Below are 21,463 nucleotides of genomic sequence, written 5' to 3'. Positions count from 1 at the left end.
CAGCCCTGGACACAGCCTAAGTTATAGCTATTAGCCATCACTTTGACCAGTCCCCAAACGAGGCCGCAAGCCTTGAATTACAAGGCTTCGTGGATCCAATCAGCTACAGGTCAACGGGCCGTGATCTTCCAGGCACGGTGGATCTTATTGTTACGCGCAAAATCCGGATCAATGGTCTTGGCCGTGATCTCCTCCACCGAGTAGCGCTCGCCGAGATTGTCCTCGAGCTGGAACTTGCGGAAGTTGTTGGAGAAATACAGCACGCCGCCTGGCGCCAGGCGCGCCATGGCCAGGTCTAGCAACTGCACGTGGTCGCGCTGCACGTCGAACACGCCTTCCATGCGCTTGGAGTTGGAGAAAGTCGGCGGGTCGATGAAGATCAGGTCGTACTCGTCACGACTGGCTTCAAGCCAGGCCATCACATCGCCCTGCTCCAGGCGGTTCTTGTCGGAAAAACCATTGAGCGACAGGTTGCGCCGCGCCCAGTCCAGGTAGGTCTTGGACAGGTCGACGCTGGTGGTACTGCGCGCCCCGCCCTTGGCGGCGTGGACGCTGGCGGTCGCGGTGTAGCAGAACAGGTTGAGGAAACGCTTGCCGGCGGCCTCTTTCTGGATCCGCAGGCGCATTGGCCGATGGTCGAGAAAGAGCCCGGTGTCCAGGTAATCAGTAAGGTTGACCAGCAGCTTCACGCCACCTTCGTTGACCTCGGTGAACTTGCCCTGGGCGCTCTGGCGCTCGTACTGCTTGGTGCCGCTCTGGCGCTCGCGACGCTTGATCACCACGCGGCTCTTGTCCACGTTCAGCGCCTGGGGAATCGCCGCCAGGGCGTCGAACAACCGGGCCGAGGCTTTTTCCGGGTCGATGGACTTCGGCGCGACGTATTCCTGGACGTGCACCCAGTCGTGGTACAGGTCGATGGCCATGGAATATTCCGGCATGTCGGCGTCGTAGACCCGATAACAGTCAATGCCTTCACGCTTGGCCCACTTACTCAGCAACTTGAGGTTTTTTTGCAGGCGATTGGCGAACATCTGCCCACCTTCGCTCAACCGCGCCTGCTCGACCACAGGGGCCGGCGCCGGTGCTGGCTTGATCGGGTTGCCGTTCTTGTTGTACTGGCGCTCTTGCGGTACTTCAGGGGCTTGATCGTAGGCGGCCTGCTCACGCTCGGCCTGGCGCTGTTCCGGGGTGCGACGCTCACCAGTGACGAATTGATCCGGCAACACCTTGATCAGCAGCAATTTGCACGGCAAGGCGCCGTTCCAGAACGAATACTGCTTGTGGCTGCGAATGCCCATGCGCTTGCCCAGGTCCGGCGCACCGGTGAACACAGCCGCCTCCCAGTTCAAGCACGCCTGGCGCAGACGCTCGCCCAGGTTCTGGTAGAGGTAAAGCAGGCTGGCCTCATCGCCCAGACGCTCGCCGTACGGTGGGTTGCAGATCACCAGGCCCTTCTGGTTCTGGTCCGGACGCGGCTCGAAGGTGGCGACCTCGCCTTGATAGATCTTGATCCACTCGCTCAGGCCGGCACGTTCGACGTTGTTGCGGCCCGGCTGGATCAGCCGTGGGTCAGCTTCGTAGCCACGAATCCACAACGGCGGCTTGGCCAGGCCGGCGGCGGCGCGGGCAGTGGCCTCTTCGTGGAGTTTCTTCCACAGTGCCGGCACGTGGCCGAGCCAGGCGGTGAAGCCCCACTGCTGGCGACGCAGGTTCGGTGCCATGTCGGCGGCAATCATCCCGGCTTCCACCAGGAACGTGCCCACACCGCACATCGGGTCGGCCAGTGCCCCGCCTTCAGCGGCAATGCGCGGCCAACCGGCGCGGATCAGGATCGCGGCAGCGAGGTTTTCCTTCAGCGGCGCGGCGCCTTGCTGCAGGCGATAACCGCGCTGGTGCAGGCTGTGGCCGGAGAGGTCGAGGGAAAGGATCGCTTCGCCGCGGTCCAGGCGCAGGTGAATGCGCAGGTCCGGATTGAGCTTGTCGATGGACGGCCGCTCGCCCGATGGCGTGCGCAGCTTGTCGACGATGGCGTCCTTGACCTTCAAGGCGCCGAAATGGGTGTTGTCAATGCCCGAACCGTGGCCGCTGAACTCCACGGCCAGGGTGCCATCGGCCAGCATGTGGTCTTGCCAGTCGACATCCAGCACGCCGTGGTACAGGTCTTCGGCGTCCTTCATCGGGAAGCGCTTGAGTACCAGCAACACGCGGTTGGCCAGGCGCGACCACAGGCACAGGCGATACGCCGTTTCCATGTCGGCCATGCCGCGCACGGCCGAGGTGTGCTCGCGCGCTTCTTCAAGGCCAAGCCCGACGGCTTCCTCGACGAGCAGGCCTTCGAGGCCCTTGGGGCAAGTGAGGAAGAGTTCGAAACGATCGGACATGGGATTTCCAGAGCCTTTGGCTAAGTGGACCGGGCAACGCATTGCCGGGCCGGGTTCAATCAGGTGCTTTTCTCAAGAGCACCCGCGTGGCACGAAAGTGTGCCGCACCACCCTCGCCGCTCAGGTTAAAAGAGCTTAGAGGCGAAGGTAGATAAAAAATTCTGTGCAACAAATTGTGAAAACTCGACCCTTTCGTCGAATAGTACCCGAGTGCAACGGGAGGACATTCTCATCCGAACCAGACCTACCCCTTTCGGCGCAGGGCCGATCATACAGGGGTCTTGCTCAAAAGCGGTCAACGAACATCAAGTTACTTATCGCCCTAACATCTTTATTGTTACGCGCTTATGACAAAACGATCATTCCATCCATGTGACGCTTTGGTTAGAACTCAACACAGGTTGACGTCACAACGGCGTCAACACCTCGGCTCGTCACGCCGGCAACGAGCCACCAACGGCAGAATGACTCTGCCCCGACCTCGATAGAGGTCGACGCTAAGTAACAGTCAACAAGTGAGGGCAACACCCTATGAGAAGACTTAAGCGTGATCCGTTGGAAAGAGCATTTTTACGTGGTTACCAATATGGCGTTGGTGGTAAATCCCGTGAGCTTTGCCCCTTTACTCTACCGTCGGTACGTCAAGCCTGGATCAATGGCTGGCGAGAAGGACGCGGCGACAACTGGGACGGTATGACCGGCACTGCGGGTATCCATAGACTCAACGAACTTCACGCCGTCGGCTGACACAGGGCTTAATACTCAAGAACCCGATAAATTTGACACCCATATCGATTTAACCACGCACGTCCCATCCGGACGGCGGGCTACGGCCCAGGGGGCTCCTTCGAGGAGCCCTTTTTAATGCCTGGGTTTCATGAGCGCTCTGCATGCCTGAACTGCAAACACTCTTGTGGGCTAACTCATCCTTCTGTGGGAGCAAGGCTTGCCCGCGATGAAGACAACGCGGTCTACCTGGAACCGAGGCGCCTGCATCGCGAGCAAGCTTTGCTCCCACCAAGGTTTACTCCCACAAAAAACCTGCTTGCCACCATAGAGCCGGCCGCGCCTGGATCAACCCAACGCCGCAATGGCATCCACCGACTCACGAATCAACGCCGGCCCCTTGTAGATAAAGCCCGAATAAATCTGCACCAGGCTCGCCCCTGCGGTGATCTTCTCGGCGGCGTGGCGGCCTTCGGTAATCCCGCCTGCGGCGATGATCGGCAAGCGCCCCGCCAGTTCAGCGGCCAGCACCTTCACCGTGTGGGTGCTCTTGTCACGCACTGGCGCGCCAGACAAGCCGCCCGCCTCGTCACCGTATTCCAGCCCTTCGACCCCTTCACGACCCAGGGTCGTGTTGGTGGCGATTACCGCGTCCATGCCCGTCTCGATCAGGGCCAGGGCTACCTGGGTGGTCTCTTCGTCGGTCATGTCCGGGGCGATCTTGATCGCCAGCGGCACGTGCCGGCCGTGAATCAACGCCAGTTCTGCACGACGCCGGGCCAGGTCGGCCAGCAGTTGCTTGAGCGAATCACCGAATTGCAGGCTGCGCAGCCCCGGGGTGTTGGGGGAGCTGACGTTGACAGTCACGTAGCTGGCGTGGGCGTAGACCTTGTCCAGGCAGATCAGGTAGTCGTCGACGGCGCGCTCCACCGGCGTGTCGAAATTCTTGCCGATGTTGATGCCCAGCACGCCCTTGTACTTGGCCGCAGCCACACGGGCCAGCAGATGATCGACGCCCAGGTTGTTGAACCCCATGCGGTTGATGATCGCCTCGGCTTGCGGCAGGCGGAAAAGCCGTGGCTTGGGGTTGCCCGGCTGCGGTCGAGGGGTGACGGTGCCGATTTCCACGAAACCGAAACCCAACTGGGCGAACCCGTCGATGGCCGCGCCATTCTTGTCCAGGCCTGCCGCCAACCCGACCGGGTTGGGGAACTCCAGGCCCATGACCGTCACCGGCAATTTTGCCGGGGCCTTGCACAGCAATCCATTGAGGCCCAGGCGTCCGCCGGCGCCAATCAGATCCAGGGACAGGTCGTGGGAGGTTTCCGGGGAGAGTTTGAACAGCAGTTCACGGACCAGGGTGTACATGGGCGGCTTTGACTCGGGCGACGAAATGAGGCGGCGATTATAGCCGGGCAACGGCGGCTCAAGCGAGGCGCCCGCACAAAACGATAGCGCTGGCATATGCCTTGCACCCTTTTGGTCATCAGCGCCCATGCCAGCGACGGAATGAGTGCCACACTGTTTTAAGGGACAACGGCGTCGTCGTCCGGTCTCCTGGGCCCGGACACGGCGCTTTTTTTTGCGGAAGGTGATACCGATGAATGAAGTTCCAGCCAACCCCCTGGCCTGGGTCAACGGCAGCGATGCCCCGGAAAAGAGCGCGGTCAACCTCGGTTTCATGGCCTTGAGCGACTGTGCCCCGGTGGTGGTCGCCGCCACCCAGGGCTTCGCTCAGCCCTACGGCCTGACCCTGAACCTCAAGCGCCAGGCGTCCTGGGCCAACCTTCGCGACAAGCTGGTCAGCGGCGAAATCGATGCCGCCCACAGCCTGTATGGGCTGATCTACGCAGTGCACCTGGGCATCGGCGGGGTCGCGGCAAGCGACATGGCCGTGCTGATGGGGCTGAACCAGAACGGCCAGAGCATCAACCTGTCCCATGGCTTGCAGGCCCAGGGCGTGACCAGTCCTGAAGCACTGGAACGGCATGTGCACCAAACTCGCCCGAAACTGACCTTCGCCCAGACCTTCCCCACCGGCACCCACGCCATGTGGCTCTATTACTGGCTTGCCGCCCAGGGCATCCACCCGTTGTCGGACGTCGACAGCGTGGTCGTGCCTCCGCCGCAAATGATCGCGCACCTGCAAGCCGGGCGTATCGACGGGTTTTGCGTCGGCGAGCCCTGGTGCGCCAGCGCAGTGAAGCAGAACCTGGGCTTCACCCTGGCGACTACCCAGACCATCTGGCCCGATCACCCGGAAAAAGTCCTGGGTTGCACCCGCGCGTTCGTCGAGCAATACCCCAATACCGCCCGGGCCCTGGTGATGGCGATCCTCGAAGCCAGCCGCTTCATCGAACAAAGCAACGAAAACCGTCGCAGCACCGCGCAACTGTTGACTGCGCCTGAATACCTCGACGCCCCGCTGGACTGCATCGAGCCGCGCCTGCTGGGAATTTATGCCGACGGCTTGGGCAACAGCTGGCAGGATCCCCACGCCATGCGCTTTCATGGCAACGGCGAGGTGAACCTGCCGTACCTGTCCGACGGCATGTGGTTCATGACCCAGTTCCGCCGCTGGGGCCTGCTGCGCGAAGACCCGGATTACCTGGCCGTGGCCCAGGACGTCCAGCAGCTCAAGCTGTACCGCGAAGCCTGCGCGGCGCTGGACATCGCGTCCCCGCGCCAGGACATGCGCAGCAGCCAGCTGATCGACGGCATCACCTGGGACGGCTCGGATCCGGCCGGGTACGCCCGCAGCTTCAAACTGCACGCCTTGAGCGATGCGGCTCCCCTTCTCGCCAGCCGCTGACAGGAGCCCACGACCATGCTGCGTATCCTGCTGATCAACGACACCGCGAAAAAAGTCGGTCGCCTCAAGGCCGCCCTGATGGAAGCCGGATTCGAAGTGATCGACGAATCCGGCCTGACCATCGACCTGCCGGCGCGCGTCGAAACGGTGCGTCCGGACGTGATCCTGATCGATACCGAGTCACCCGGGCGCGATGTGATGGAGCAAGTGGTACTGGTCAGTCGCGACCAGCCACGACCGATCGTCATGTTTACCGACGAGCACGACCCCAATGTGATGCGCCAGGCGATCAAGTCGGGCGTCAGCGCCTACATCGTCGAAGGCATCCACGCCGCGCGCCTGCAACCGATCCTCGACGTGGCCATGGCCCGCTTCGAAAGCGACCAGGCCCTGCGCGCCCAACTCCTGGCCCGGGACCAGCAACTGGCCGAACGCAAGCGCATCGAACTGGCCAAGGGCATGCTGATGAAGATGAAGGAATGCAACGAGGAACAGGCCTACACCCTGATGCGGCGCCAGGCCATGAGCCGCCAGCAGAAGCTGATCCAGGTGGCGGAGCAGATCATTGCCATGAATGAGCTGCTGGGCTGAACGCCTTGTAGCGTCTGGCTCGCGATAGTCCCCCTTGTTGGCACAGATCTCGCTTAAGCAAACCCACAGGTAACCAACGGCGGTTGCCCCACCTACGACAAAGACGTCGCACACCCTCCTTGCCTCTCTGGCGATCCGGGTTGCGGCGTTTTTTTGTTTTGGCCCTTCGGGGCCGGTGGTGCGACCACAGGCGGCGCACTGCTCAAAAGCACTGACTCATTTCTCGAGACTTTTACAGCTGAGGTGCGCGATGAATTCAAGCTTCTGGAAATCCGGCCATACCCCGACACTGTTCGCGGCCTTCCTCTACTTCGACCTGAGTTTCATGGTCTGGTACCTGCTCGGTCCTCTAGCGGTACAGATCTCCGCTGACCTGCACCTGACCACCCAGCAACGCGGCCTGATGGTGGCGACGCCGATCCTGGCCGGCGCCGTGCTGCGCTTGTTCATGGGCCTGCTGGCCGATCGAATTTCGCCAAAGGCCGCCGGCATGGTGGGCCAGGTGATCGTGATCGGTGCCCTGTTCTGCGCCTGGAAACTGGGCATCCACAGCTACGAACAAGCCCTGCTGCTCGGCCTGTTCCTCGGTGTGGCCGGCGCATCGTTCGCCGTGGCCCTGCCGCTGGCGTCCCAGTGGTATCCGCCACAGCACCAAGGCAAGGCCATGGGCATTGCTGGCGCCGGTAACTCGGGCACCGTGCTGGCTGCGTTGATCGCGCCGGTCATGGCCGTGACCTTCGGCTGGACCAACGTGTTCGGCTTCGCGCTGATTCCACTGGTGCTGACCCTGGTGCTCTTCACCTGGCTGGCCAAGAACGCCCCCGAGCGGCCGAAAGCCAAATCCATGGCCGACTACCTCAAGGCCCTGGGCGATCGTGACAGCTGGTGGTTCATGTTTTTCTACAGCGTGACCTTCGGCGGTTTCATCGGCCTGGCCAGCGCCCTGCCCGGCTATTTCAACGACCAATACGGCCTGAGCCCGGTCACCGCCGGCTACTACACCGCCGCCTGCGTCTTCGGGGGCAGCCTGATGCGTCCCTTGGGCGGTGCCCTGGCAGACCGTTTCGGCGGCATCCGCACCTTGCTGGGCATGTACACCGTAGCGGCCGTCTGCATCGCCGCAGTGGGCTTCAACCTGCCGAGTTCCTACGCGGCCCTGGCCCTGTTCGTCTGCACCATGCTCGGTTTGGGTGCGGGCAACGGCGCGGTGTTCCAACTGGTGCCACAACGCTTCCGTCGCGAGATCGGCGTGATGACCGGATTGATCGGCATGGCCGGCGGTATCGGCGGCTTCGCCCTGGCGGCGGGCATGGGTGCGATCAAGCAGAGCACCGGCAGCTATCAACTGGCCCTGTGGTTGTTTGCCAGCCTCGGTGTCCTGGCCTGGTTTGGCCTGCACGGCGTCAAGCGTCGCTGGAGAACCACTTGGGGTTCGGCCGCTGTCACCGCTGCTCGGGTATAACCTGCAACCATGAGCCTGCAACTGAGTTTCGCCGAGGCCAGTGCCATCGGCCCGCGGGAAGAAAACCAGGACGCCCTGCGCCTGGTCACCCCCGCCCCGGCCCTGGCCGCCAGCAAGGGTTACCTGTTCGCCATCGCCGACGGTGTGAGCCAATGCGCCGATGGCGGGCTGGCCGCGCGTTCGACCTTGCAGGCGCTGGCCCTGGACTACTACTCCACGCCGCAAACCTGGGGCGTGGCCCAGGCACTGGACCGGCTGTTGCTGGCACAAAACCGCTGGCTGCAAGCCAACGGTGGCGGGCAACCGCTGCTCACCACCGTCAGCGCCCTGGTCCTGCGGGGCCAGCGCTTCACCCTCGCGCATGTCGGTGATTGCCGGGTCTACCGCTGGCATGCCGATCACCTGCAACGGATCAGTGAGGATCACGTCTGGGAACAGCAAGGCATGCAACACGTGCTCAAGCGGGCCCTGGGGCTGGATCAACACCTGATCCTGGACTTTCTCGATGGCGAACTGCGTACCGATGAAACCTTCGTGCTGCTCAGCGATGGCGTCTGGGCAGTCCTGGGGGACACGGCCATCGCCGGCATCCTGCGCGACCAACCGGACCTGGACCTCGCCGCGCAGACGCTGGTCAACGCCGCGCACCTGGCCGGTAGCCAGGACAACGCCAGTGCCTTGCTGGTGCGGGTCGATGCGGTGGGTGAAGCGAGCATCGGCGATGCCCTGATCCAGTTGCAGCAATGGCCCCTGCCGCCAGCGCTGAAACCGGGCCAGGTCTTCGAGGGTTGGCAGGTCGAAAGCCTGCTCGGCCACAGCCAGCAATCGTTGCTCTACCGGGTACATGACGGCCAGGGCCAACCTTGGCTGCTGAAAACCCTGCCCATGCATCTACGGGACGACACCCGGGCCGGACAGGCCTTGCTCTCGGAAGAATGGTTTCTCAAGCGCGTCGCGGGGCGGCAATTTCCCGAGGTCCATGGCGCTCCCCAGCGCCAGCATTTGTACTACGTGATGCGGGAATATCCGGGTGCGACCCTGGCCGAGCTGTTCAACCAGGGCGGGCCGCTGCCCTTGGCTCAATGGTTGGACTTGGCGCAACGGCTGGTGCGGGCGGTGGGCCTGTTGCATCGAAGGCAGATCTATCACCGCGACATCAAGCCGGAAAACCTGCACTTGGGCGACGACGGGGAGCTGCGCCTGCTGGATTTCGGCCTGGCGTACTGCCCGGGGCTGTCTGAGGATCAGGCCAACGTCTTGCCCGGCACACCCAGCTATATTGCCCCGGAAGCCTTCGCCGGCACCGCACCCACGGCGCAGCAGGATCTGTATGCCGTCGGCGTAACCTTGTATTTCCTGCTGACCGGGCATTATCCCTACGGCGAAATCGAAGCCTTCCAACGCCCGCGCTTTGGCGTGCCGGTCAATGCCAGCCGCTATCGACCGGACCTGCCCGAGTGGCTCGGGCTAAGCCTGGAGCGCGCCGTCGCGGCCGATCCGCAACAACGTTTTGAAACCGCCGAGGAATGGTTGTTGCTGCTGGAACAGGGCGAACGCCGCAGCTTGAGCGTCAGGCCCAGGCCGTTGCTGGAAAGAGAGCCGCTGAAGGTTTGGCGGACGTTGGCACTGGTGTCGTTGGTGGTGAATGTTGTGCTGTTGTTCCTGGTGTTTCATAGCTGAGATCCGGTCGCTCCCATCGCGAGCAAGCTTTGCTCCCACAGGAATCTGCTTCCATAGGAGGATTTGCTGCCACAGAGGATTTGCTTCCACAGAGGATTTGCTGCCACAAGGGATTCGCTGTGGGAGCAAAGCTTGCTCGCGATAGCGGCTTGCCTGTCACTCCACATCCACCGCCCCCACGCTCCATTACCGGGCAACACGCTTTGATTCGGTGCAATAAATCCCTCCCCGATTCGCTCAACCAGCCCGCCGAGCAATAAATCCGCACCTTCGAGCCAGTTGGCACAACCACTGCATAATCCCTTTCAACAGACATAAGGCAACGCCTCCAACGATGAAGGCGGTGCTTCCCGAGAGAACGGGACCAGGACAAAGGCGTCCTCGCTAGCTTGCTAGCGGGACGCCTTTTTTTGTTTTCGTAAAAATGACCGAGCCAGTCCGATCGCCGTGATGAAACGGACATGCGCTTGCGGAGAACCCTGATGAAGAAACTCAAACTGGTGATGATCGGCAACGGCATGGCCGGGGTTCGAACCCTCGAGGAGCTGCTCAAGCTGAGCAACGAGCTGTACGACATCACAGTGTTCGGCGCCGAGCCCCACACCAACTACAACCGCATCCTGCTCTCGCCGGTGCTGGCCGGCGAGCAGACGTTCGAAGAGATCGTGCTCAACGACCTGAGCTGGTACCTGGACAACAACATCAAGCTGCTGCTCAACCGTAAAGTGGTGGAAATCGACCGGGTCAAGCGCCGGGTCATCGCCGAAGACGGCAGCGAGGCCGAATACGACCGTCTGCTGATCGCCACCGGCTCCACGCCCTTCATCCTGCCGATCCCCGGCAACACCCTGGAAGGCGTGATCGGCTACCGCGACATCGCCGACACCCAGGCGATGATCAATACCGCCAAGACCCACAAGCACGCCGTGGTGATCGGCGGCGGCCTGCTCGGCCTGGAAGCCGCCAACGGCCTGAAGCTGCGGGGCATGGACGTGACCGTGGTGCACCTGGGCGAATGGCTGCTGGAACGGCAACTGGACAAGACCAGCGGCCAACTGTTGCAGACCGCCCTGGAAAACCGTGGCCTGAAGTTCCGCCTCAGCGAACAGACCCAGGCGTTGCACGACGCCGGCAATGGCCGGGTCGGCTCGGTGCAGTTCAAGAACGGCGACATCATCCCCGCCGACCTGGTGGTGATGGCCGCCGGCATCCGTCCCAATACCGAACTGGCGGAAAAATCCGGCATCCCGTGCAACCGCGGGATCCTGGTCAACGACACGATGCAAACCTACGACCCACGCATCTACGCCATCGGTGAATGCGCCAGCCACCGCGGCACCGCCTACGGCCTGGTGGCGCCGTTGTTCGAACAGGCCAAGGTCTGCGCCAACCACCTCGCGCAACTGGGCTTCGCCACTTACAAGGGCTCGGTCACGTCGACCAAGTTGAAAGTCACCGGCATCGACCTGTTCTCTGCCGGCGACTTCATGGGCGGCGAAGGCACCGAGACCATCACCCTTTCCGACCCCATCGGCGGCGTCTACAAAAAGCTGGTGATCAAGGACGACGTGCTCGTGGGTGCCTGCCTGTACGGCGATACGGCGGATGGCGGCTGGTATTTCCGCCAGATCCGTGAGAACCATGGCATCAGCGAGATCCGCGATCACTTGATGTTCGGGGAAAACGCTCTTGGAGACGTAGGTCATCAGGGCCAGGACAAAGCCATGAGCATGGCCGACACTGCCGAAGTCTGCGGCTGCAACGGCGTGTGCAAGAGCACCATCGTCAAGGCGATCCAGGAACACGGGCTGTTCAGCGTCGATGACGTGAAAAAACACACCAAGGCTGCCAGTTCCTGCGGCTCCTGCGCCGGCCTGGTGGAGCAGATCCTGATCAACACCGTCGGCGGTGCGGCAGACGTCAAACCGAAAAGCGAAAAAGCCATCTGCGGTTGCAGCGACCTCAACCATGGCCAGATCCGCCAGGCGATCCGCGACCAGCATTTGCTGACCATCGCCGGGGCCATGAGCTACCTGAACTGGCGCACCCCCAACGGCTGCGCCACCTGCCGCCCGGCGTTGAACTACTACCTGATTTCCACCTGGCCTGGCGAAGCCCACGACGATCCTCAGTCGCGCCTGATCAACGAACGTGCCCACGCCAACATCCAGAAAGACGGCACCTACTCGGTCGTCCCACGGATGTGGGGTGGCGTGACCAACCCTTCGGAGCTGCGGCGCATCGCCGACGTGGCCGACAAATACAACGTGCCCATGGTCAAGGTTACCGGCGGCCAACGCATCGATTTGCTGGGAATCAAGAAGCAGGACCTGCCCGGCGTGTGGAAAGACCTCGACATGCCGTCCGGCCACGCCTACGGCAAGTCCATCCGCACCGTGAAGACCTGTGTGGGCAGCGAGTTTTGCCGCTTCGGTACGCAGAACTCCACCCAACTGGGCATCGAGCTGGAGCACGACCTGTTCAACATGTGGTCGCCGCACAAGGTCAAGCTGGCCGTCTCCGGTTGCCCACGCAACTGTTCGGAAGCGGGCATCAAGGATGTCGGCATTATCGGCGTCGATTCCGGGTGGGAGATGTACATCGGCGGCAACGGCGGGATCAAGACCGAGGTCGCCGAGTTTTTCGTCAAGCTCAAGACTGCCGAACAAGTGCGTGAATACAACGGCGCCTTCCTGCAGCTGTACCGCGAGGAAGCCTTCTACCTCGAACGCACCGTGCATTACATGCAGCGGGTCGGCATGGACCACATCAAGAAAGCCGTGCTTGAAGACCCGACGCGGCGCAAAGCGCTTCATGAGCGGTTGAAGTTCTCCCTGTCGCTGGAACAAGACCCGTGGAAACAACGCCTGGAACAACCCCAGCTGAAGAAAGAGTTTGAGGTCATCCCCGTGAAAAACCTGGAGGTGCCGGCATGAACTGGCTGGATATCTGCGCACTGGAAGACATCAATATCCTGGGTTCGCGCATCATCAACGGCCCGAAAGGCGATATCGCGATTTTTCGTACCAGTGACGATGAAGTGTTCGCCCTCGATGACCGTTGCCCGCACAAGGGCGGCCCGTTGTCCCAAGGGTTGGTCTACGGCAAACGCGTAGCCTGCCCACTGCACAACTGGCAGATCGACCTGGAAACCGGCCAGGCCCAAGCCCCGGACGTGGGCTGCGCCCATCATCATTCGGCCCGGGTCGAAAACGGCCGGGTCCAGTTGGCCCTGCGGGACGCAAGCTGATGAACCGCCAGATCACTGCCTCGACCTGCTGTTATTGCGGGGTCGGTTGCGGCGTCCTGATCGAGCATGACGGCGAGCGCATCCTCGGCGTCAGCGGCGATCCCGCCCATCCGGCCAACTTCGGCAAACTGTGCAGCAAGGGCTCCACCCTGCACCTGACCGGCGACCTCGCCGCCCGCGCCCTGTACCCCGAACTGCGCCTGGGCAAAGGCCTGGCCCGGGCCCGCACCGGCTGGGACAGCGCCCTGGATCACGCCGCCAGCGTCTTCGCCGAGACCATCGCCGAGCACGGCCCGGACAGCGTGGCGTTCTACATCTCCGGCCAATTGCTGACCGAGGATTACTACGCCTTCAACAAGCTGGCCCGGGCATTGGTGGGCACCAATAACATCGACAGCAATTCGCGGCTGTGCATGTCCTCCGCCGTGGTGGGCTACAAGCGCAGTCTCGGTGCCGACGCCCCGCCCTGCAGCTATGAAGACCTGGAGTTGAGCGACTGCGTGATGATCGTCGGCAGTAACATGGCCTACGCCCATCCCATCCTCTTTCGCCGCCTGGAAGAAGCCAAATCCCGCCGGCCGCAGATGAAAATCATCGTCATCGACCCCCGGCGCACCGACACTTGCGACCTGGCAGACCTGCACCTGGCGATCCTGCCGGGCACCGATGTCGCCTTGTTCCATGGGATTTTGCACCTGTTGTTGTGGGAAGACTGGGTCGACCGTGACTTCATCAAGGCCCACACCGAAGGTCTGGCGGAGCTAAAAAACCTGGTACGCGACTACACCCCGACGATGGTCGCGCAGTTGTGCGGCATCAGCGTCGAACACCTGCACCAGTGCGCCGAATGGGTCGGCACCTCGCCAAGCTTTCTGTCGTTATGGTGCATGGGTTTGAACCAGTCCACCGCCGGCAGCGCGAAAAACAGCGCCCTGATCAATCTGCACTTGGCCATGGGGCAGATCGGCCGACCGGGTGCGGGCCCCTTCTCGCTGACCGGGCAGCCCAATGCCATGGGCGGGCGGGAAACCGGCAGCCTGTCGAACCTGCTGCCGGGCCATCGCGAAGCCGCCAACCCGGAGCATCGTGCCGAAGTCGCCCACTACTGGGGCGTCGAGCAACTGCCCGCCTCCACTGGCTTGAGCGCCATCGAGCTGTTCGAGCAGGTTCGCAGCGGCAAGATCAAGGCCCTGTGGATCGCCTGCACCAACCCAGCCCAATCGATGCCGGACCAGACCGCGGTGCGTGAAGCCCTGCAATCTTGTCCATTCGTGGTGTTGCAGGAGGCGTTCCGGACCACCGAAACCGCCGCCTTTGCCGACCTGCTACTGCCAGCGGCCAGTTGGGGCGAAAAAGAAGGCTCGGTGACCAACTCCGAGCGGCGCATTTCCCACGTCCGTCGGGCAATTAACGCACCGGGTGAAGCACGAGCGGACTGGGCGATTACCGTGGATTTCGCACAACGCCTGGAAAAACGCCTGCGTCCGGGCCAGCCCAGCCTGTTCGCCTTTGAAAGCCCGGCCCAACTGTTCGATGAATACAAACAGCTGACTCGTGGTCGCGACCTGGACTTGTCGGGTATCAGCCATGCCCTGATCGATGAACTCGGCCCTCAGCAATGGCCCTTCCCGGACGGCGCCACGGTCGGGACGGCGCGCCTGTACGTGGACGGGATTTTTCCTACCGACAGCGGTCGGGCGCGGTTTGTCGCCGACCCCTATCGCGCCGCCAAGGAACTGCGTGACGCCCGCTATCCCTTGACCCTGAACACCGGCCGCTTGCGTGACCAGTGGCACGGCATGAGCCGTACCGGTACCGCCGCGCAGTTGTTCGGTCATGTGAACGAAGCGGTGCTCAGCCTGCACCCCGACGAACTGCAACGCCATCGCCTGCAAGCGGGCGACCTGGTCAACCTCAAGAGCCGTCGCGGCAGCGTGATCGTCGCCGTGGACAGCGACGACAGCGTGCGTCCCGGCCAGGCGTTCCTGCCCATGCACTGGGGCGACCGGTTCCTCAAGGGCGGCGTGAATACCCTGACGCAACCGGCCTTCGACCCCTTGTCGAAACAACCGGAACTCAAGCACAGCGGCGTGCGCCTGGAGCCGGTGGACCTGCCTTGGCAGCTTTTCGCCTTGATCGAAGGCGATGTTCAACAGCATCTGGAGGCCCTGCGCCCCCTGTGCGAGGCGTTTTCCTACGTCAGCCTGAGCCTGACTGGCCGTGAGCGTCCCGCGCTGCTGATTCGCGCAGCCAGCGCCATCGCGCCCCAACCGCAGCTGCTCCAGGCCATCGACGAACAATTGGGCCTGATCGATGGGCCGGTGCTGGCCTATGACGATCCGCGTCGCTCCATCGGTAAGCGGGTGCGCATCGAAAACGGCCGCATCACCGCCATTCGCCTGGCCGGAGAAACCCTGGCCCGGCACTGGCTGCAGAGCCTGTGGCTGGAAGGTCGTGCCGATGAACAACTGCGGCGCTGGCTGCTGGCGCCTTTGAGCGCGCCACCGGGCAATGTCGGTGCCGCAACGGGTGGCAGCAAAACACTGTGCAACTGCATGAACGTCAGCCAGCGTGCGATCTGCGCAGGCATTGAACGGGGCCTGGACTTGCAGGGGCTCAAACAGGAACTGGGCTGTGGCACGCAATGCGGCTCCTGCGTACCGGAAATCAAGCGCCTGCTGGTTGCCACTGCGCAACCGCTGGCGGCTATCTCGTGAGGAAAACACTATGAACGCAAAAGTCTGGCTGGTGGGTGCAGGTCCCGGTGACCCTGAATTGATGACCCTCAAAGCCGTGCGCGCCCTGGGCGAGGCCGACGTGGTGTTGATCGACGATCTGGTCAACGCCGCAGTGCTGGAACATTGCCCCGATGCGCGCATCATTGCCGTGGGCAAGCGCGGCGGCTGCCGCTCCACACCCCAGGCCTTTATCCATCGCCTGATGCTGCGTTATGCCCGCCAGGGCAAATGCGTCGTACGTCTCAAGGGCGGCGACCCGTGCATCTTCGGCCGCGGCGGTGAAGAGGCGCAGTGGCTGCGCGAGCAGGGTGTCGAAGTGGAGATGGTCAATGGCATCACCGCCGGCCTCGCGGGGGCGACCCAGTGCGATATCCCACTGACCCTGCGCGGGATCGCCCGGGGCGTGACGCTGGTGACGGCCCACACCCAGGACGGCAGCAGCCTGAACTGGCAAGCCTTGGCGCAAAGCGGCACGACGCTGGTGGTGTACATGGGCGTGGCGAAACTGAGCGAGATCCGTGAGCAGCTGCTGGCCGGTGGCCTGGCGGCGGATACGCCCGTGGCCATGATCGAAAACGCGTCCCTGCCCCATCAACGTGACTGCCGTAGCGACTTGGCCTCGATGGAAGGCGATGCCAGCGCCTTTCAACTCAAGAGCCCGGCGATCCTGGTGATTGGCGCGGTGGCCGGTGCGGCCGAACTGGCCGCCACCCCGTCTGCCTGGGGCCAGGTTTCAGCCCTCTGACATAGATCCCCTACCAATGTGGGAGCGAGCCTGCTTGCGATTGCGGTGTATCAGCAGCCTGGATGGTGACTGACACACAGCAATCGCGAGCAAGCTCGCTCCCACAATGGGATCTGAGTTCGACCGGGAGAACCAGGCCGGCTGTTAGGCCGCCTCGCGAGCAAGCTTTGCTCCCACAGATCGGATGGGTGTACGACCGGGAGAGCCAGGCCGGCTGTTAGGCCGCCTCGCTTTTGATCTTGATCTGGGGGCGCCCCGTTAACCACGCTGGCCGAACGCAGGCATTGCGCAGTGGGCCACGGAGCAATGCCGGAGTGAGGGCATGCCGAGCCTAAGCGAGGCACCGAGTGGTGGGGCAAGCCTTTTTTGCTTACTTTTTTGGCGTCTGAAAAAAAGTGAGCCGCCGTAAGGGCGGAACCCTAAGTAGCCGTTACCGCAGCAATGGATATGTACCCGGTCATGCCGTCAGACCGCCATCGCGCAGCAATGGATATGCACCCAATCAAACCGCCACCGAAAACTATTTCCCCCCTGGCTTTCATAAATCCCAGTCAAAGAAAAGCCCGGCCTAGGCCGGGCTCTTCCAAAGCTGTGGGCTAATTACTTAGCTTGGGCTTCAACCTGCGCTTCTACGCGACGGTTAACTGCACGACCAGCTTCAGTGGCGTTGTCAGCAACTGGGCGGGATTCGCCGTAGCCAACAGACTGAACGCGGGACGATTCAACACCGTACTGGTTGGTCAGAACTTGCTTAACGGCGTTTGCACGACGCTCAGACAGCTTCTGGTTGTAAGCGTCAGGACCGACGGAGTCAGTGTGACCTTCAACAGTGGTGCTGGTGGATGGGTACTGCTTCATGAAGTCAGCCAGGTTCTTGATGTCGCCGTAGCTGTTTTCTTTAACGACCGACTTGTCGAAGTCGAACTTCACGTCCAGCTCAACACGTACGACTTCAGCAACAGCTGGGCAGCCATCAGCGTCAACGGTTACGTTGGCTGGGGTGTCAGGGCACTTGTCGACGTTGTCGCACACGCCATCGTTGTCGCTGTCGGAGCAGACTTCAGCTGGAGCTGGAACTGGAGCAGCAGCAGGCTTGGAGCCGCCACCGAAGTTCACACCGATACCGACGCTAGGCGCCCACTCGGTGTCGCCCTGGTCGATGTTGTACTGAGCTTCAACGCCGGCACGGGCATAGAAGTTGTCAGTGAAATACAGCTTGGCGCCGCCACCAACGTTGGCAAAGGTAGAACGGTTACGACCGTTGCTGCCATTCTGGTCGATGCTCTGGTCCGAGAAACCGGCAGAGACGTAAGGACGCAGCATGTCGCCTGGGTTGTTGAAGTGGTACAGAGCGTCCAGAGCGGTGTTGGCGCCCTTGACGTTGGTGCCATCATCGGTACGTGCGTTGTGGACTTCGTCGTAGGCCAGACGCAGTTCAACGTCGTCGGTCAGGAAGTAACCGACCGAACCGCCGAACAGGTTGCCGTTGTTCTTGAAATCACGAGCGCTGTCGAACATTTCTTTCTTGGCAAAGCCTTCGATTTCAACTGCGCCTTGGCCTTGTGCCAGAGCGCCGAACGAAGTGGCAGCAATCAAAGAACCAATGGCAAAGCCCAAGGTGTTTTTCAGTTTCATCCGTTAAATCCCCATCTGGTGATTGTGAAGCAGTCCCGCAAACCGGGGGACAACTCGGCGGCAAGTCTATCAGAACTTGCCTACACGTAAGAGATATTTGCGCCAAACTAAGTTTCAGCAATACCTGCAAATTTCTCACGTAATTTGTCAAGAGCACGCTTGTAACGCATCTTTGTCGCGCTCAAACCCATATGCATTATGTCTGCGATCTCTTGGAATTCCAGCTCTGCGACAAATCGTAGCACCAGAATTTCCCGATCGATCGGGTTCACATGAACCAGCCAGCGATCAAGTCCACCCTTCTCCTCGGGCTTGGGCGCCTTTTCTTCAGACGCTTCTTCCAGAGGGTCCAGGCTCAACGCGTCCATCAAGCGACGCTTTCGTCGTTCCTTGCGATACTGCGTGATGCATTCGTTGTACGTGATGCTATAAAGCCATGTTTTAAACTTCGATTTCCCCTCGAAGTTCTTCAGGCCATACAGCACCTTCAACATCACCTCCTGACAGACATCGTCAGCATCACGATCGTTCCCCAGATAACGCGCACAAACGTTAAATAAAGTTCTCTGGTAACGACGCATCAACTCTTCATAGGCACGCGTTACGTGAAACAGCTCCGTATGCGCGCGCGCGACCAACTCCTCATCAGAGAGATCACGGGGGTCGTAGCGCGTGGATAGCGATTGGGGTTTGTTCAAAACAAGTCGGGCCGACAGTCTAGGTCAATGTGCGCCGCAGCCTGCAGTATCGGGCATTTTGCGGCGGCATACATTAGCAGGGTTTGCCGGGTTAGCGGCTACTCACATGCTGTTCCAGCAGGATCCGATTGGAAAGCGACACCAACTCGCCCTCCTCGGTCAGCAATGTGGTCTTTACCGTGCCAATCTCTTCGATCTGGCCTTCGACCTCGCCAACACGCACTTGTTGCCCAACCTCATACAATTCACGCACATAGATTCCCGCCAGGATCTGGCCGGCGATTTCCCGACTTCCCAACCCCATTGCCAGCGCAACCGCCAGACCAACGGTAATCAAAACGATCACGATCACGTGGTTGAGCAGGTCAGTCTTGACCTCCAACTGGCTGATCGCCACCGAAATACTGATGATGATCACCAGGCCCTGGGCAATTCGCCCCACGCCAGCGGCGTATTCCAGCCCAACGCCCTCGGCCGCGCCGCGCACCAGCCCGTTAGCCAGTTGCGCCAGCAGTACGCCGACCAGCAGCACCAGCGCGGCACCAAAAACCTTCGGCAAATACAGAGCAAGCATATCGAGCGTAGCCGAAACCCGCTCAAGGCCAAGGGATTCTGCTGCCGAAACCAGGAAAATCAGCAGTACGAACCAATACACGATCTTGCCGACCAAGGTCGAGATCGGCACTTGGATGCCGCCTCGGGACAGCAACTTGGTCAAGCCGGTGCCGCCCATCAGGCGATCCAGGCCCAGCTTGGCTAGCAACTTGGACAGCAGCGTGTCCAGCAGCTTGGCCACGACAAAGCCCAGCAACAGCACTACCAGCGCGCCGAAGAGGTTCGGGATGAAGTTAGCTATTTTGGTCCACAACGCAGTCATTGCCGTGACGAGGCTCTGGGTCCAGAGATCAAGTTCCATATTCAATCAGCCTTATCAGCGGTGCGAGTAACAGGTTTACGGCGGGAAACCGGCGAGACATGGGCCGATCCGTTATTCAGGGCGATCATCAGCGCGGGCAACCAGCGGCCCAGCAGGCTGAACAGATCGCCTGCGCCGACCTGGCGGTTGGCGGTTTTCAGTACACGTCCCAGGCATGCATCGTCGTCCCGGCTGGACGGCGAAGCCTTGAGCATGTCGCGCAAAGACTGTTCAAACGGATCGTGCATACGCACCTCTCGTGATGTCTGTGGAAGACGCGATCAAATTTCGTCGGGTCACATGAAACCCCATCACACCCAGCGCAAACGACGGAACAACCACCACTGCCCCAGCGCCACGCAAATCATCAGCAGGCAGGCGACCATGAAACCGTAGGGGCTTGCGGAAAATGGAATGCCGCCGACATTGATACCCAGAAGGCCGGTGAGAAAGCTCATGGGCAGGAAAATCCCGGTGACGATGCCGAAGCGGTACATGGTACGGTTCATGCGCACCGAAAGGCGTCGGTCTTCGGCCTCCAGCACAAGCCCCACGCGCTCCCGAGTCAATTCCAGCTCCTCCAGGTAACGGGTCAGGCTGTTGTTCAATTCGTTCCAGTAGTCGCCGTCATCGTCGCAAAACCACGGCAACTTGAGCCGCGTCATTTGGCCGAAGATGTCCCGCTGTGGCGCCAGGAATCGCTTGAGGCCGGCGGCCCGTCGGCGGATGTGCAAAATAGCGTCGTGCTCGGGAGTATACCGTTCGTCGGTATCGAGTTTTTCTTCCTCGTCATCGACGATTTCGCACAGGCAGGTGACCAGGTCCTGCACCTTGTTGGTGAGGTATTGCGCCATGTAGAGGATCAGTTCGGACGCCGTTTTCGGGCCTTTGCCCTCGGCCAGTTGCGCCAACAGCTCATCGGTGGCGCGCAACGGACGCAGGCGCAGGGAAATGACACGCTGGGCGGACGCAAAGATCCGTACCGAGACCATGTCTTCAGGCTCGGCCCCCGGGTTGAGATTGATCCCCCGCAGGAACAGCAGCAGCTCGGCATTGGGCAACGGCAACAGCCGCGGCCGGGTGTTCTCTTCAAGCAGCAGGTCGCAGTTGAATTCGCTCAGGCCACTGGATTTGCGCAGCCAGGTGTGAGTCTGCGGATGACTGCGATCCCAGTGCAGCCACAGGCTTTCATGGGCCTGCAACTGCAAATCGTCGAGTTCGGTCCGGGCTATGGAACGCGCGCCGCCTTTACCGTCCAGCACCAGGGCATGCACCAGCCCCCATTGCGCGTTTTCTTCCTCGAACATCCTCATCCCTTATGGCCGTGCTGCTTTATTCAGGCATTTTCAGCGGGCTTGGCGAGACGATCACACCGTTGTTGTCGGCATAGACATACTCGCCCGGGCGAAACGTCACACCGGCAAAGGTCACCGGCACATTGAGTTCGCCGACGCCGCGCCGGTCGGTCTTCATCGGGTGACTGGCCAGGGCCTGAACCCCGAGGTCGGTCTGGGCAATGATGTCGACGTCGCGGATGCAACCGTAGACCACCAGCCCTTCCCAGCCGTTTTTCGCGGCTTTTTCCGCCAGCATGTCGCCCAGCAATGCCCGACGCAGGGAGCCGCCACCGTCGACGACCAGCACCTTGCCGTTGCCCTTGAGTTCAACCTGCTCCTTGACCCGCGAATTGTCCTCGAAGCACTTGATGGTCACGATTTCGCCGCCGAAGGAATCGCGACCGCCGAAATTGCTGAACATCGGCTCCAACACCTGTACCAGTTCCGGGTAGGCGTCGCACAGGTCGGGCGTGAGGTAATGGTTCATCGAAC

17 protein-coding genes are annotated in these 21,463 nt (G+C 61.5%); 9 read left to right on the top strand and 8 right to left on the bottom strand.

Annotated features, from left to right (window positions below):
* Positions 1 to 110: 110 nt before the first annotated feature.
* Positions 111 to 2,381, bottom strand: coding sequence for a bifunctional 23S rRNA (guanine(2069)-N(7))-methyltransferase RlmK/23S rRNA (guanine(2445)-N(2))-methyltransferase RlmL (gene rlmKL / locus GFU70_RS08910; protein ID WP_058544721.1), 2,271 nt, complete (start codon positions 2,379 to 2,381; stop codon positions 111 to 113).
* Between the two features lie 531 nt (positions 2,382 to 2,912).
* Here rlmKL and rmf point away from each other — a divergent pair.
* The gene (gene rmf, locus GFU70_RS08905) at positions 2,913 to 3,128 is read left to right on the top strand and encodes a ribosome modulation factor (protein WP_003223300.1); all 216 of its coding nucleotides are present in this window, start codon (positions 2,913 to 2,915) and stop codon (positions 3,126 to 3,128) included.
* A gap of 327 nt (positions 3,129 to 3,455) precedes the next feature.
* On the opposite strand, the gene GFU70_RS08900 is transcribed toward rmf, so the two are convergent.
* The gene (locus GFU70_RS08900) at positions 3,456 to 4,475 is read right to left on the bottom strand and encodes a quinone-dependent dihydroorotate dehydrogenase (protein ID WP_153387891.1); all 1,020 of its coding nucleotides are present in this window, start codon (positions 4,473 to 4,475) and stop codon (positions 3,456 to 3,458) included.
* A 232-nt stretch (positions 4,476 to 4,707) separates the two neighbouring features.
* Here GFU70_RS08900 and GFU70_RS08895 point away from each other — a divergent pair, with 232 nt between their 5' ends.
* The 8 genes from GFU70_RS08895 to cobA all read left to right on the top strand — a co-directional run bounded on the left by GFU70_RS08895 (position 4,708) and on the right by cobA (position 16,385).
* Positions 4,708 to 5,919: a CmpA/NrtA family ABC transporter substrate-binding protein gene (locus GFU70_RS08895; protein WP_058544719.1), complete on the top strand. Its 1,212-nt coding sequence runs from the start codon at positions 4,708 to 4,710 to the stop codon at positions 5,917 to 5,919.
* Between the two features lie 15 nt (positions 5,920 to 5,934).
* Positions 5,935 to 6,510: an ANTAR domain-containing response regulator gene (locus GFU70_RS08890; RefSeq protein WP_058544718.1), complete on the top strand. Its 576-nt coding sequence runs from the start codon at positions 5,935 to 5,937 to the stop codon at positions 6,508 to 6,510.
* Between the two features lie 250 nt (positions 6,511 to 6,760).
* Positions 6,761 to 7,972, top strand: a complete 1,212-nt coding sequence (locus GFU70_RS08885) for a nitrate/nitrite transporter (protein ID WP_153387890.1) — start codon at positions 6,761 to 6,763, stop codon at positions 7,970 to 7,972.
* Positions 7,973 to 7,981: 9 nt separating this feature from the next.
* Positions 7,982 to 9,652, top strand: coding sequence for a bifunctional protein-serine/threonine kinase/phosphatase (locus GFU70_RS08880; RefSeq protein WP_153387889.1), 1,671 nt, complete (start codon positions 7,982 to 7,984; stop codon positions 9,650 to 9,652).
* Positions 9,653 to 10,134: 482 nt separating this feature from the next.
* Positions 10,135 to 12,588 (top strand): nitrite reductase large subunit NirB, encoded by a 2,454-nt coding sequence (nirB, locus tag GFU70_RS08875; protein ID WP_153387888.1) that lies wholly within the window; start codon positions 10,135 to 10,137, stop codon positions 12,586 to 12,588.
* Complete coding sequence (nirD, locus tag GFU70_RS08870) at positions 12,585 to 12,902, top strand: nitrite reductase small subunit NirD (protein WP_058544713.1); 318 nt, start codon at positions 12,585 to 12,587, stop codon at positions 12,900 to 12,902. The genes nirB and nirD overlap by 4 nt, the downstream gene beginning before the upstream one ends.
* Positions 12,902 to 15,619 carry a nitrate reductase gene (locus tag GFU70_RS08865; RefSeq protein ID WP_153387887.1) on the top strand — a complete coding sequence of 906 codons (2,718 nt, stop codon included), beginning with the start codon at positions 12,902 to 12,904 and terminating at the stop codon, positions 15,617 to 15,619. Before nirD ends, GFU70_RS08865 begins: the two co-directional genes overlap by 1 nt.
* A gap of 10 nt (positions 15,620 to 15,629) precedes the next feature.
* Positions 15,630 to 16,385, top strand: a complete 756-nt coding sequence (gene cobA, locus GFU70_RS08860) for a uroporphyrinogen-III C-methyltransferase (RefSeq protein WP_058542368.1) — start codon at positions 15,630 to 15,632, stop codon at positions 16,383 to 16,385.
* 600 nt (positions 16,386 to 16,985) lie between these two features.
* Here cobA and GFU70_RS08855 read toward each other — a convergent pair.
* The 6 genes from GFU70_RS08855 to rraA all read right to left on the bottom strand — a co-directional run bounded on the left by GFU70_RS08855 (position 16,986) and on the right by rraA (position 21,458).
* Positions 16,986 to 18,020: an OmpA family protein gene (locus tag GFU70_RS08855; RefSeq protein ID WP_058542369.1), complete on the bottom strand. Its 1,035-nt coding sequence runs from the start codon at positions 18,018 to 18,020 to the stop codon at positions 16,986 to 16,988.
* Between the two features lie 107 nt (positions 18,021 to 18,127).
* Positions 18,128 to 18,718: an RNA polymerase sigma factor SigX gene (gene sigX / locus GFU70_RS08850; RefSeq protein ID WP_042729583.1), complete on the bottom strand. Its 591-nt coding sequence runs from the start codon at positions 18,716 to 18,718 to the stop codon at positions 18,128 to 18,130.
* A 91-nt stretch (positions 18,719 to 18,809) separates the two neighbouring features.
* Positions 18,810 to 19,634: a mechanosensitive ion channel family protein gene (locus GFU70_RS08845; protein ID WP_058542370.1), complete on the bottom strand. Its 825-nt coding sequence runs from the start codon at positions 19,632 to 19,634 to the stop codon at positions 18,810 to 18,812.
* Between the two features lie 2 nt (positions 19,635 to 19,636).
* Positions 19,637 to 19,882, bottom strand: a complete 246-nt coding sequence (locus tag GFU70_RS08840) for a hypothetical protein (protein ID WP_014337331.1) — start codon at positions 19,880 to 19,882, stop codon at positions 19,637 to 19,639.
* Positions 19,883 to 19,945: 63 nt separating this feature from the next.
* Positions 19,946 to 20,941, bottom strand: coding sequence for a zinc transporter ZntB (locus GFU70_RS08835; RefSeq protein ID WP_058542371.1), 996 nt, complete (start codon positions 20,939 to 20,941; stop codon positions 19,946 to 19,948).
* Positions 20,942 to 20,966: 25 nt separating this feature from the next.
* On the bottom strand, positions 20,967 to 21,458 hold the full coding sequence (gene rraA / locus GFU70_RS08830; RefSeq protein ID WP_003199517.1) for a ribonuclease E activity regulator RraA: 492 nt from the start codon (positions 21,456 to 21,458) through the stop codon (positions 20,967 to 20,969).
* Between the last annotated feature and the right edge of the window lie 5 nt (positions 21,459 to 21,463).

This window comes from Pseudomonas brassicacearum, from assembly GCF_009601685.2.
GTDB lineage: Bacteria > Pseudomonadota > Gammaproteobacteria > Pseudomonadales > Pseudomonadaceae > Aquipseudomonas > Aquipseudomonas kilonensis_B.
This window is presented reverse-complemented; position numbering and strand designations above follow the sequence as displayed.

Coding starts and splice junctions, on each gene's coding strand:
- rlmKL (WP_058544721.1), bottom strand. CDS start 2,381: ATGTCCGATCGTTTCGAACTCTTCCTCACTTGCCCCAAGGGCCTCGAA.
- rmf (WP_003223300.1), top strand. CDS start 2,913: ATGAGAAGACTTAAGCGTGATCCGTTGGAAAGAGCATTTTTACGTGGT.
- GFU70_RS08900 (WP_153387891.1), bottom strand. CDS start 4,475: ATGTACACCCTGGTCCGTGAACTGCTGTTCAAACTCTCCCCGGAAACC.
- GFU70_RS08895 (WP_058544719.1), top strand. CDS start 4,708: ATGAATGAAGTTCCAGCCAACCCCCTGGCCTGGGTCAACGGCAGCGAT.
- GFU70_RS08890 (WP_058544718.1), top strand. CDS start 5,935: ATGCTGCGTATCCTGCTGATCAACGACACCGCGAAAAAAGTCGGTCGC.
- GFU70_RS08885 (WP_153387890.1), top strand. CDS start 6,761: ATGAATTCAAGCTTCTGGAAATCCGGCCATACCCCGACACTGTTCGCG.
- GFU70_RS08880 (WP_153387889.1), top strand. CDS start 7,982: ATGAGCCTGCAACTGAGTTTCGCCGAGGCCAGTGCCATCGGCCCGCGG.
- nirB (WP_153387888.1), top strand. CDS start 10,135: ATGAAGAAACTCAAACTGGTGATGATCGGCAACGGCATGGCCGGGGTT.
- nirD (WP_058544713.1), top strand. CDS start 12,585: ATGAACTGGCTGGATATCTGCGCACTGGAAGACATCAATATCCTGGGT.
- GFU70_RS08865 (WP_153387887.1), top strand. CDS start 12,902: ATGAACCGCCAGATCACTGCCTCGACCTGCTGTTATTGCGGGGTCGGT.
- cobA (WP_058542368.1), top strand. CDS start 15,630: ATGAACGCAAAAGTCTGGCTGGTGGGTGCAGGTCCCGGTGACCCTGAA.
- GFU70_RS08855 (WP_058542369.1), bottom strand. CDS start 18,020: ATGAAACTGAAAAACACCTTGGGCTTTGCCATTGGTTCTTTGATTGCT.
- GFU70_RS08845 (WP_058542370.1), bottom strand. CDS start 19,634: ATGGAACTTGATCTCTGGACCCAGAGCCTCGTCACGGCAATGACTGCG.
- GFU70_RS08840 (WP_014337331.1), bottom strand. CDS start 19,882: ATGCACGATCCGTTTGAACAGTCTTTGCGCGACATGCTCAAGGCTTCG.
- GFU70_RS08835 (WP_058542371.1), bottom strand. CDS start 20,941: ATGTTCGAGGAAGAAAACGCGCAATGGGGGCTGGTGCATGCCCTGGTG.
- rraA (WP_003199517.1), bottom strand. CDS start 21,458: ATGAACCATTACCTCACGCCCGACCTGTGCGACGCCTACCCGGAACTG.